Origin of the sequence: Streptomyces stelliscabiei (assembly GCF_014873495.1) — a bacterium.
Classification (GTDB): Bacteria; Actinomycetota; Actinomycetes; order Streptomycetales; family Streptomycetaceae; genus Streptomyces; species Streptomyces bottropensis.
This window is the reverse complement of the sequence record NZ_JADBGF010000001.1, coordinates 6627187-6639254: the sequence shown is the minus strand read 5'-3', so window position 1 is coordinate 6639254 and position 12068 is coordinate 6627187. Positions and strand designations below refer to the sequence as shown.

Here is a 12068-nt window from a genome sequence, read left to right as displayed (position 1 = left end):
TCCGCTCTGTGGTGGCGTGACAATGCGCACGCGGCCACGCGTGTCGCAGACCTCATCCCACCGGAACGGACGTTCCAACAGGCCGGATGGTTGCCCCACCAGACGCAGGAGTTGGCGACGATCCCGGTGACAGAACCGTGACAATCGGCCCTGACCTGCGCCCCTCCACGCCCGATGGCGACCTATACACAGCATGTATACGTGCGGTGTATACCCACTGTGTACAGTCGTGCTCATGTCCATCGGTCACACTCTCCTGGGACTCCTGGAGTCCGGGCCCCGCCACGGTTACGACCTGAAGCGGGCCTTCGACGAGAAGTTCGGTCACGACCGGCCGCTGCACTACGGCCAGGTCTACTCGACGATGTCGCGCCTGCTGAAGAACGGCCTCGTCGAGGTCGACGGCATCGAACCCGGCGGCGGACCCGAGCGCAAGCGGTACGCCATCACCGAGGCGGGCATCACGGATGTCCAGCGGTGGCTCGCGACGCCCGAGAAGCCCGAGCCGTATCTGCAGTCGACCCTCTACACGAAGGTCGTCCTCGCCCTGCTCACCGACCGGAACGCGGCCGACATCCTCGACACCCAGCGTTCCGAACACCTGCGCATGATGCGCATCCTCACCGACCGCAAGCGCAAGGGCGACCTGGCCGATCAGCTGATCTGCGACCACGCCCTGTTCCACCTGGAGGCCGATCTGCGATGGCTGGAGCTGACCGCCGCCCGACTGGGCAAACTGGCCGAGGCGGTGGTCCGCCGATGACCCCCGCCGGCTCCCTGCTCGTGGCGACCGATCTGCGCAAGGCGTACGGGCCGACCGACGCCCTGGACGGCGCAGGGTTCTCCATCCACCCCGGCGAGGTCGTCGCGGTGATGGGCCCCTCCGGCTCCGGCAAGTCGACGCTGCTGCACTGCCTCGCCGGGATCGTGCAGCCCGACTCGGGCTCGATCACGTACAACGGCCGCGAGATGGCCACCATGAACGACACCGAACGCAGCGCGCTGCGGCGCAGCGAGTTCGGATTCGTCTTCCAGTTCGGCCAGCTCGTGCCGGAACTGACGTGCGTGGAGAACGTGGCGCTGCCGCTGCGGCTGAACGGCGGCTCCCGCAAGGAGTCCGAGCGGACCGCCCTCGGCTGGATGGAGCGCCTGGAGGTCGACGACCTCGCCCGCAAGCGTCCCGGTGAGGTCTCCGGTGGTCAGGGCCAGCGGGTCGCCGTGGCGCGTGCGCTGGTCACCAATCCCCGGTTGCTGTTCGCGGACGAGCCCACCGGCGCGCTCGACTCGCTCAACGGCGAGCGCGTGATGGAACTGCTCACCGAGGCCGCCCGGTCGACCAACGCCGCTGTCGTCCTCGTCACGCACGAGGCGCGGGTGGCCGCGTACTCGGACCGCGAGATCGTCGTACGGGACGGGAAGTCACGGGACATGGAGCGCGTCGTATGAGCGCCACCGTGCGCCAGTGGTACCGGGACCTGGCCATGGGGGCCCGGTTCGCCTTCACCGGGGGCCGTGAGGGCTGGGTGCGCGCCCTGCTCACGGCGGCGGGCGTCGGACTCGGGGTGGCTCTGCTGCTGCTCACCACGGCGATACCGAACGCGCTGGATACCCGGGGAGCCCGTGAGGACGCCCGGCAGGACCGGGGCATCGGCTACCTGGAGGACAACGCCCGCTCCAAGCCGACCGACAGGACCCTGCTCGTCGGCGACACCGACACCGAGTACCAGCACCAGGAGATCCGGGGACGGCTCCTCGAACAGGAGGGCGCGGACGCGCAGCCGCCGCCGGGACTCGCGAAGTTCCCCGCACCGGGCGAGATGGTCGTCTCCCCGGCCCTCGCCGACCTGTTGACGTCGGACGCCGGGGAACTCCTGCGCGACCGGCTGCGCTACCGGACGGTGGGCACCATCGGCGAGAGCGGGCTGATCGGTCCGGGTGAACTCGCCTACTACGCCGGAGCCGACGGACTCGCGCGACGGCTCGACGGCTCCGTGGTGGCACGGATCGACCGGTTCGGTACGACCGATCAGCCGCAGGAGGAGATGGACCCGATCCTGCTGCTGCTCACGCTGGTCGTCTTCGTGGTGCTGCTGATGCCGGTCGCCGTCTTCATCGCCACGGCCGTACGGTTCGGTGGCGAGCGGCGCGACCGCAGGCTGGCGGCGCTGCGGCTGGTCGGCTCCGACGGGCGGATGACGCGGAGGATCGCGGCGGGCGAGGCGCTCTCGGGTGCCGTGCTGGGGCTGGTCTTCGGTACCTGCTTCTTCCTGCTCGGCCGCCAGGCCATCGGCTCCGTCGAGGTGTTCGACGTCAGTGTGTTCCCGAGCTACCTCGACCCCTCCCCCGCGCTCGCCCTGCTGGTGGCGTTCGCGGTGCCGGCGGCGGCCGTCCTCGTCACCCTGTTCGCGCTGCGCGGTGTCGTCATCGAACCGCTCGGTGTGGTCCGCACGGCCAGGCCCGCGCGCCGCAGGCTCTGGTGGCGGCTGCTGCCGCCGCTCGGCGGCCTCGCCCTGCTCTACCCGATGATCGGCCAGGGCTCGGGGAACGGGGAGTTCAACGAGTACATGGTGACCGGCGGTGTCGTCCTGCTGCTGTTCGGCATCACCGCGCTGCTGCCGTGGATCGTCGAGGCGTTCGTCGCCCGGCTGGGCTCCGGCGGCGTCTCCTGGCAACTGGCCGTCCGCAGGCTCCAGCTGAGCAGCGGATCGGCGGCCCGCATGGTCAACGGCATCGCGGTGGCGGTGGCCGGCGCGATCGCCCTGCAGATGCTGTTCGCCGGCGTCGAGGGCAGGTACACCGAGTCGACCGGCATGGACGTCACGCGGACCCAGATGGAGCTGACGCTGCCGGACGACCTCCCCGTGAGCGTCGCCGGCAAGGAGCTGAAGCGGGCCAAGGGGGCCGAGGCCACCGCCGTGCTCTCCACCGCAGAGGCCTCCCCCACCGCCAAGGACCCCGACGCATGGATGGGGGTGACCGTCGGCGACTGCGCCGCGCTGCGCGAACTCGCCACGATCTCCTCGTGCCGGGACGGTGACGTCTTCGTGATGAAGACTCCCAAGAGGGTCAGGGACGCCGACGTGGCGCGGTTCGGTGTCCCGGGCAAGACGTTGTACTTCGACCCGTCCTTCAGCGGGGCCGACCCGGGAGCCGAGATCGCCTGGAAGTTGCCGGCCGAGGTGCGGCAGGTGTCCCAGCGGCCCGACCCGCTGCGGATGGGCATGGAGGGGCTGCTGGCGACCCGCGGTGCCCTGCCCGCGAAGGTCGGGGACGAACTCTCCAGCACCGTCTACGTCCGCACCGATCCCACGGTCCCGAACGCGCTCGACGAGGTGCGCAACGCCGCCGTCGCCGTCGATCCGCTGATCCGGACCTGGGAGTGGGAGTCGACCCGACGACTGGACCAGTTCACGGACATCCGCACCGGTCTGCTCGTCGGCGCCTCCGCCGTGCTCGTCCTCATCGGCGCGAGCCTCCTGGTCTCCCAGCTGGAGCAGCTGCGCGAACGCAGGAAGCTGCTGTCGGCCCTGGTCGCCTTCGGCACCCGGCGCCGCACGCTCGGTCTGTCCGTGCTGTGGCAGACGGCGATCCCGATCACGCTGGGCCTCGTCCTGGCCTCGTCGGTCGGACTGGCCCTGGGAGCGGTACTGCTGAAGATGACGGGCTTCCCGGTGGCCGTCGACTGGTCGGGGGTGCTGTCGATGACGGGCATCGGCGCGGGCGTCGTCCTGCTGGTCACGGCCCTGAGCATGCCGCCGCTGGTGCGGCTCATGCGGCCGGAGGGGCTGCGTACGGAGTAGGCCGGGGCCGCGCCGGCCCCGCGGCACCGCCACACTGGACCCCGTCAGCCGCCCGCCCGGGAGTGAGGACGCCATGTCGCTCGACACCTTGAGGTCCGCGATTCCGGAGTACGCGAAGGATCTGCGCCGGAACCTGGATGCCGTCCTCGGCGACTCCGAGCTGTCGGAGCAGCGGCTGTGGGGGACCGTGCTGGCCACGGCGATCGCCTCGCGCTCGGCACGGGTGCTGCGCGAGCTGGCGCCGGAGGCGAGGGCGCGGCTGTCGCCCGAGGCGTACACCGCGGCGAAGTCGGCCGCCGCGACGATGGCGTTGAGCAACGTCTTCTTCCGGACGCGGCATCTGCTCTCCGACCACGCGTACGGCGATCTGCGGACGGGGCTGCGGATGAAGGTCGTCGGCGATCCCGGGGTGGACCGGGTCGACTACGAGTTGTGGGCGTTCGCCGTGTCCGCGATCAACGCGTGCGGGGCGTGTCTGGACTCGCACGAGCAGGCGCTCCGCCGGGCGGGGGTCGGGCGGGAGACGGTGCAGGAGGCGTTCCGGATCGCGGCGGTGATCCAGGCGGTCGGGGTCACGTTGGAGGCGGAGGCGGTGCTCTGCGAGTAGGCGCGGGTTGAGGTGGCCCGGGGTCGCCTACGGATGCGGGGGTTCGGTGGTCGGGCGGCCGCGGGTCGGTCGTGGCTGGTCGCGCAGTTCCCCGCGCCCCTGGGGGCAGGCGCCGAAAATCGGTCGCGGCCCCTGCTCCCCCTCGGCACAATCCATCCCCATGGCCTCCCTCTCCTCCCGCGCCTTCGACGACCTCGTCGCCGAAGGCGATGCCGTGCCCACCGACGGGTGGGACTTCTCGTGGTTCGAGGGGCGGGCCACCGAGGCCCGGCCGTCGTGGGGGTACGCGCGGGCGATGGGTGAGCGGCTGGGGCGGGCCTCGGCGGCGCTGGACATCGACACCGGGGGCGGCGAGGTGCTCGCCTCCGCTCCTCGGTTCCCGGCGGTGACCGTGGCCACGGAGGGGTGGCCGCCGAACATCGCCAGGGCCACCGCGCTTCTGCGTCCGCGGGGCGCGGTGGTGGTGGCCGTGGAGCAGGGCGCGCCGCTGCCGTTCGCGGACGGGGCGTTCGGCCTGGTCACCAGCAGGCATCCGGTACGCCCGCCGTGGTCGGAGATCGCCCGGGTCCTCGAACCCGGTGGCACGTACTTCGCGCAGCACGTGGGGCCGCGCAGTGTCTTCGAGCTGGTCGAGCACTTCACCGGGCCGCTGCCCGAGGAGACCCGGCGCGGCCGCCACCCGGACGACGAGCGCGCCGACGCCGAGGCGGCCGGGCTGGAGATCGTGGACCTGCGGGCCGAGCGGCTCCGCATGGAGTTCCATGACATCGGCGCGGTCGTGCACTTCCTGAAGAAGGTCGTCTGGATGGTGCCCGGCTTCACCGTCGAGGCGTATCTCCCGCGGCTGCGCTCCCTGCACGAGCGGATCGAGCGTGAGGGTCCCTTCGTCGCGCACAGCGCCCGCCACCTCTTCGAGGCCCGCAAGCCGGCCCTGTGAGGCGCCCTCAGGAACAGCCGCTCCGTCCGCCGCGCGCTCGCCTCCTCCCAGGTGACCGCCCTGACCGGCGTGACCGACCTGACCTGCCTGATCTGCCTGACCTGCTCGTTCTTCGAGGTCCGCGGGGCCGTCATACGGGGGCACCCCCAGCGCTCGTCGCCGTCGATGGGAGCGAGGCCAGGCCCGATGGAGGTCAGATCCTGACCTGGATCTTCTAGATCTCGGCCTCGATCGGGGTGTCCACATCGTTATCGCTCGCGGCTTGGATTCACCTGCCCCGCTCACGTAGGTTCAGACCAAGGGAATTCGCGTGAGCAAAGCTGCGCGGTACGGCGTCGCGCAGTGGAGGGGGCTGCGCGAAGCCGTGCGCCCGAGGTTCACCGTCAAGCGCGCGTTCCGCTCACCCTTCACCCGTACGGGGGCGCCGGGCCGTTTCTCCCCGGAAGCCGCACAACACCGCGCAAGCCTCACATTCCCGCCGAGATTTCGCCTTTCCTCCTTCGAATCCGCCGGGATTCGGCCATGATCACCCCTCGATCACGCCCTGAATGAACGCTTCCGCATTCACCGTCGCGCTGTCGCCCGGCTCCGGAGAGTAGTTGTGGAGCGCCGATGCACGCAGCATCACTCACGAAGGGTTATGGTGGAACCCCCCCCCTCGGGCCGGTCCGTCTCCCCCCCACGGACCGGCCCGTTTTTTCTTGCCCGCACGACCGCTCCCCCGGGACGGCGAGCGGCAGGTCGGCGCCCCCGCGCACCGCAGCGGGCCGCCCCCAAGTCCCCCGACCCCGGGCCTCCCAAGGCCTCCGGCACCGGTAGGCTTCGGCTCTCCAAGGGGACCGTCACCGCACCGGAGGGGCTGGAACACGTGAACCTGCGCGACACACTGCGCGGCCTGTTGGTCAAGGTCTACGCACGCAGGGTCGAGGGTCACCTCGACCACGCCCAGGTGCCCGAGCACATCGGCGTGATCGTGGACGGCAGCCGGCGCTGGGCGAAGGCGGCGGGCTCCACCACGATGCAGGGCCACCAGGCCGGCGCTCACAAGATCGAGGAATTCCTCGGCTGGTGCACCGAGACGGACGTCAAGGTCGTCACCCTCTGGCTGCTCTCCACCGACAACTTCAACCGCCCGAAGGAAGAGCTGGTCCCGCTCCTCGGCATCATCGAGGACACCGTCCGCTCCCTCGCCGCCGACGGCCGCTGGCGGGTGCACCACGTGGGGGCGCTGGATCTGCTGTCCCCCGGGATGCAGAGCGCGCTCAAGGAGGCCGAGGAGTCCACCGCGGACGTCGACGGGATACTGGTCAATGTCGCCATCGGGTACGGCGGCCGCCAGGAGATCGCCGACGCGGTGCGCTCGATGCTCCTGGAGGCCCACGACAAGGGCACCTCGATGGAGGAGCTCGCCGAGTCCGTCGACATCGACATGATCGGCAGGCACCTCTACACCGTCGACCAGCCCGACCCGGACCTGGTGATCCGTACGAGTGGCGAGCAGCGGCTGTCCGGATTCATGCTCTGGCAGACCGCGCACTCGGAGTACTACTTCTGCGACGTCTTCTGGCCGGCCTTCCGGAAGGTCGACTTCCTGCGTGCCCTGCGCGACTACGCCGTGCGCGGCCGTCGTTTCGGAGGCTGAAACTCCGTATTGCGGATGAGGTGCGCATCTGCGCGTCCGGGACAGAAGTAACGAGGAGTTCACCGGGACGCCGTCGTACCGCTTGGCATGGCGGCGCATGTTCGAGGGCATAAGCCAGTCAGGTCGACACCCGAACCACGGGTGTCGGATCTCAGCGGGCGGCTCGGGGCCGTCCGCCCGGGAGGCCCTTTGCACCAGCCCGATCGTGCGGTCACAGCACGGACGAAGCAGCGGAGGGCCGGTTTTCGGCCCGTGCAACGGCGCCGTCGACCGGCCCAGTTCGAACCCGTCGCTCCCCGACCTCATCCGAGGGGGTACGTCCTTCCGTGGTGACCAGCACAAAGCGCCGTATGCCAGACCGGCGCACCTACGTCCTCGACACCAGCGTCCTGCTGGCCGACCCGAACGCCCTGAGCCGCTTCGACGAGCACGAAGTCGTGCTGCCGATCGTCGTGGTGACGGAGTTGGAGGCCAAGAGGCACCACCCCGAACTCGGCTACTTCGCCCGGCAGGCCCTGCGCCTGCTCGACGAGTTCCGGGTCCGGCACGGCCGCCTCGACGCCCCCATTCCGATCGGGGAGCTCGGCGGGACCGTGAGGGTCGAGCTCAACCACTCGGATCCCAGTGTGCTGCCGAGCGGCTACCGCCTGGGGGACAACGACTCCCGCATCCTCGCGGTGGCCCGCAATCTGCAGGCCGAGGGCTTCGATGTCACCGTGGTGTCGAAAGACCTCCCGCTCAGGATCAAGGCGTCCTCCGTGGGGCTCCTCGCCGAGGAGTACCGCGCGGAGCTGGCCATCACGGACGCCTCCGGGTGGACCGGGATGTCCGAGCTGACCCTGGCCGGCGAACAGGTCGACATCCTCTTCGAGGAAGGATCGCTCTACGTTCCCGAGGCGAGCACGCTGCCCGTGCACACCGGTCTGACGATCCAGTCGGAACGCGGCAAGGCACTGGGCCGGGTGACGCCCGACGGCAACATCCGCCTCGTGCGGGGCGACCGGGAGGCGTTCGGCATCAAGGGCCGCAGCGCGGAACAGCGCATCGCGCTGGATCTGCTGCTCGATCCGGACGTGGGCATCCTGTCGATGGGCGGCCGGGCCGGCACCGGCAAGTCCGCGCTCGCGCTGTGCGCGGGCCTGGAGGCCGTGCTGGAGCGGCGGCAGCACCAGAAGGTGATGGTCTTCCGGCCGCTGTACGCGGTGGGTGGGCAGGAACTCGGCTATCTGCCCGGCTCCGAGTCCGAGAAGATGAGCCCCTGGGCGCAGGCGGTCTTCGACACGCTGTCCGCGGTCACCAGCCGCGAGGTCATCGAGGAGGTCACCGCACGCGGGATGCTGGAGGTCCTGCCGCTCACGCACATCCGCGGCCGTTCGCTGCACGACGCGTTCGTGATCGTGGACGAGGCGCAGTCGCTGGAGCGGAACGTCCTGCTGACCGTGCTGTCCCGGATCGGCGCGAACTCCCGTGTCGTCCTGACCCATGACGTGGCCCAGCGCGACAACCTGCGCGTCGGCCGCTACGACGGTGTCGTCGCCGTGGTCGAGAAGCTGAAGGGCCACCCGCTCTTCGCCCACGTCACGTTGACGAGGTCCGAACGGTCCCAGATCGCGGCCCTTGTGACCGAAATGCTGGAGGACGGGCAGATTTAACCCCGACCTCCCGGAATCAGCCCCAACCCCAGGGCGCCGCCCGGCAAAAGGCTCAGCAGCCTAGCCGGGCGGCGCCTTGGCGCGTGCGGCTTTCCGTGAATCTCCGGCGTCAAACGAGGTGTGAGCTTTCACACTCACCACTGAATTGCCTCGCGGTGTCGGGTTACGGCAGAGTCTCATTTCTGTCAGGCCCCGCATACGACACATCTGTACCCCCAGCGGTACGGCACCACAGCTGCACCAGGTCAACTCCATAGTCTTCGTCGTATGCCGCCCGAGCACCTCGCGGCGCTCCTCGCAAGGGAGTTGCCCACCGGGCCCGCGCCTCCGTGACCCCGCAGTTGGAGGCCAGCGAACAGGGGCACGATTGCGTCCGCCAGGGTCACCGAGGCGGGCGATGCTGGAAGGAAACCGTGTGAGCCGGATTTCGGTCCGGGGATTCGCAGTGGCCTCGGCCACCGCGGTCACCGCAGTCGGCAGTGTCGTCGGAGTTGCCTCGGGCAGCACCGCCCAGTCGACGACTGACGACGCCGAGGCGGTCGCGAACGACACCACGTTGCTCGCCGACATACCTGTGGGCCAGCAGGCCCAGGTGCAGACCGCGTCCCTGACAGCTCAGGCCGATGCCCAGGCCGTCGCCGCCGACGCGAGCGCCCGCAAGGACGCCGAGGAGACCGCCCGTAAGAAGGCGGCCCAGGACGCGATCGACAAGCAGCAGGCGGCGGAGAAGGCCGAGCAGGAGCGCAAGGCGAAGGAAGCGGCGGCGGCCGACGTCAAGGCCAAGTCCGCAGCCGTCGGTTCGCTCGGTGACGTCCCCACGCAGAGTTCGTACACCGTCGCCGAGATCCAGGCGATGGCGAAGGCCGTCGTGGCCAGCGACCAGTGGACGTGCTTCAGCAACATCGTGAACCACGAGTCCACCTGGAACTACAAGGCCGTCAACCCCTCCTCGGGCGCGTACGGACTCTTCCAGGCGCTGCCCGGCTCCAAGATGTCGTCCGCCGGTTCCGACTGGCAGACCAATCCGGCCACCCAGATCAAGTGGGGCCTGAACTACATGGAATCGCGCTACGGCAGCCCGTGCGAAGCCTGGACGTTTTGGCAGGCGAACAACTGGTACTAGGCCTCCAGGCCGTCGAGGGCTTGACCGCCCGCCGCTCAACCTTGCGAAGCCCTCCACCGTCCTTTGGTGGAGGGCTTCGGCCATGTACGGTCGATTCGCCGAGCGGGATCGCGGCCTCCGGGAGGAGTGATGACCAGCAGAGATGACGGGGGAATAGGGCGGATGATGTCGCGGGTGCCCGGGTGGCTCGGCCGGGTCGGTACCGGGTTGAACCGGTGGGCCGACCGGCTGGAGCGGCGCCGGGCGGAGATCGAGTCGGAGACCGAGGGCCCGGACGGCGGCAGCAACGCCCCGGCCGGGCGGCGACGCGACAGCGGGGCGGACGGAGGCGGCGACAGCGGCCTCCGCTCCGGTGCGGGGCCCGCCACTGACGCGGGCTCAGGGGCCGAGTCCGACGCCGGCGCCGGGTCCGGCCGTTCCGAGGGTGTCGCGGGTGTCCGGACCACGAAGGACTCCGGGAGCGGGGTCGAGGATGCCACGGGCGAGGCGGGCGGGTCGGCGGGCTCCCCCGGTGGCGCTCCGGGCCGGACCGCCGCCCTGGTCCTCCCCACCCGGCCCGATCCCGCGACGGCGGTGCCCTGGGGCATGCGGGTGGCGGCCGAGGCCGGCTGGCGGCTGCTCGTGCTCGCGGGCACCGTCTGGGTGTTGATGCGGATCATCAGCTCCGTCCAGCTGCTGGTGCTGTCCTTCACCGCAGCGGTGCTCATCACCGCGATGCTCCAGCCTGCCGTGGCACGGCTGACGCGACACGGTGTCCCGCGCGGCCTCGCCACCGCCCTGACCGCCATCCTCGGCTTCGTCGTCATGGGGCTGATCGGCTGGTTCGTCACCTGGCAGGTCATGGAGAACATCGACGACCTCTCCGACCAGATCCAGGACGGCATCGACGAACTGCAGCGCTGGCTGCTCGACAGCCCGTTCCACGTCACCGAGAACCAGATCAACGACATCGCCAAGAACCTCCGCGAGGCCGTCAGCGACAACACGGACACCATCACCTCGGCGGGCCTGGAGGGCGTGACCGTCCTCGTCGAGGCGCTCACCGGCATCCTGTTGACGATGTTCTCCACCCTCTTCCTCCTGTATGACGGCAAGAGGATCTGGCAGTGGACCCTGAAGCTGGTGCCCACGGCGGCCCGGCCGGGGGTCGCCGACGCGGGCCCGCGCGCCTGGCGGACCCTGACGGCGTATGTGCGCGGCACGGTGGTCGTGGCGCTGATCGACGCCATCTTCATCGGCCTGGGAATCTACTTCCTCGATGTGCCGATGGCGGTCCCGCTGGCCGTGTTCATCTTCCTGTTCTCCTTCATCCCGCTGGTGGGCGCGGTCGTCTCGGGTGCGTTGGCCGTGGTCGTGGCGCTGGTGACGCAGGGCGTCTTCACGGCCGTCATGACGCTGGTCGTCGTGCTCGCCGTCCAGCAGATCGAGGGACACATCCTCCAGCCGTTCATCCTCGGACGGGCCGTACGGGTGCACCCCCTGGCCGTCGTCCTGGCCGTCGCCGCCGGGGGCATGATCGCGGGCATCGGGGGCGCGGTGGTCGCCGTGCCGCTGGTCGCGGTCACGAACACGGTGGTGGGGTCGTTGCGGGCCTACGCCGACGAACACGGGGGCGGGGGTTAGCCGTTCCCGGGTCGCCGGTCGGTGGTCGGTGGTCGGTGGATCAGTCGGCCGGGCGGCCGTGGCGCATGAGAACGACTCCGTTGCCGAAGGCGCGGGTCTCGATCAGGCGCAGACCGGTCGGGGTGGCGGTGTCGCCCTCCGGGAAGAGCCGCTTGCCGGCGCCGAGGCGTACCGGGTGGACGTAGATCCGGTACTCGTCGACCAGGTCGTGCCGCATGAACTCGGCCGCCAGATCGGCGCCGCCGAGGGCCAGGTCGCCGCCGTCCTGTGCCCTGAGCGCCAGGATGTCCTCCACGACGACGTCCCGGACGATCGTCGTGTGCCGGTCCCCGTGCCGCAGGGTCCGGGAGAAGACCAGCTTCGGCATGTTCCGCCAGATCGTGGCGAAGTCGACGACGATGGGCGAGGCCTCGGGGTCCTGGTCGGCGGTGGGCCAGTAGGCGTCCATCAGCTGGTAGGTGACGCGGCCTTCGAGGAAGGCTCCCATGTCCCTGAGGACGTCGTTGAAGTGCGCGTGCAGTTCGTCGTCGACCACGTGCCAGTCGATCTCACGGTTCGGGCCCTCGATGTAGCCGTCGAGGGACACGGACATCATCAGGACGATCTTTCGCATGACTGCGACTCCCTTGCGTTTCCGGTGGCGTGAACGCTTCGCATCACACCGCACGTGGCAACCCCGTCGAT

At 70.1% G+C, this 12068-nt stretch carries 10 protein-coding genes; 9 read left to right on the top strand and 1 reads right to left on the bottom strand.

The genetic code is table 11. The features are described 5' to 3' along the window. The first annotated feature begins 235 nt into the window (after positions 1-235). From H4687_RS29595 to H4687_RS29555, 9 genes are all read left to right on the top strand, one after another. Entirely contained in the window at positions 236-763 is a 528-nt protein-coding gene (locus H4687_RS29595; RefSeq protein ID WP_046918619.1) for a PadR family transcriptional regulator, read from the top strand. Further along, complete coding sequence (locus H4687_RS29590; RefSeq protein ID WP_046918609.1) at positions 760-1446, top strand: ABC transporter ATP-binding protein; 687 nt, start codon at positions 760-762, stop codon at positions 1444-1446. The genes H4687_RS29595 and H4687_RS29590 overlap by 4 nt, the downstream gene beginning before the upstream one ends. Further along, positions 1443-3800 carry an FtsX-like permease family protein gene (locus tag H4687_RS29585; protein ID WP_046918610.1) on the top strand — a complete coding sequence of 786 codons (2358 nt, stop codon included), beginning with the start codon at positions 1443-1445 and terminating at the stop codon, positions 3798-3800. Before H4687_RS29590 ends, H4687_RS29585 begins: the two co-directional genes overlap by 4 nt. 73 nt (positions 3801-3873) lie before the next feature. Continuing rightward, positions 3874-4407, top strand: a complete 534-nt coding sequence (locus H4687_RS29580; RefSeq protein WP_046918611.1) for a carboxymuconolactone decarboxylase family protein — start codon at positions 3874-3876, stop codon at positions 4405-4407. A gap of 160 nt (positions 4408-4567) precedes the next feature. Further along, the gene (locus tag H4687_RS29575) at positions 4568-5344 is read left to right on the top strand and encodes a methyltransferase domain-containing protein (RefSeq protein ID WP_046918612.1); all 777 of its coding nucleotides are present in this window, start codon (positions 4568-4570) and stop codon (positions 5342-5344) included. An 868-nt stretch (positions 5345-6212) separates the two neighbouring features. After that, positions 6213-6986: an isoprenyl transferase gene (locus H4687_RS29570; RefSeq protein ID WP_046918613.1), complete on the top strand. Its 774-nt coding sequence runs from the start codon at positions 6213-6215 to the stop codon at positions 6984-6986. 326 nt (positions 6987-7312) lie between these two features. Further along, positions 7313-8638: a PhoH family protein gene (locus H4687_RS29565; protein ID WP_046918614.1), complete on the top strand. Its 1326-nt coding sequence runs from the start codon at positions 7313-7315 to the stop codon at positions 8636-8638. A 397-nt stretch (positions 8639-9035) separates the two neighbouring features. Then, the gene (locus H4687_RS29560; protein ID WP_179860022.1) at positions 9036-9761 is read left to right on the top strand and encodes an aggregation-promoting factor C-terminal-like domain-containing protein; all 726 of its coding nucleotides are present in this window, start codon (positions 9036-9038) and stop codon (positions 9759-9761) included. A 165-nt stretch (positions 9762-9926) separates the two neighbouring features. Next, a complete protein-coding gene (locus H4687_RS29555) occupies positions 9927-11384 on the top strand; it encodes an AI-2E family transporter (RefSeq protein WP_404819316.1) in 1458 nt (485 codons plus the stop codon). Positions 11385-11424: 40 nt separating this feature from the next. Here H4687_RS29555 and H4687_RS29550 read toward each other — a convergent pair whose 3' ends face one another. Next, positions 11425-11997, bottom strand: coding sequence for a dihydrofolate reductase family protein (locus tag H4687_RS29550; protein ID WP_046918617.1), 573 nt, complete (start codon positions 11995-11997; stop codon positions 11425-11427). Positions 11998-12068: the final 71 nt, after the last annotated feature.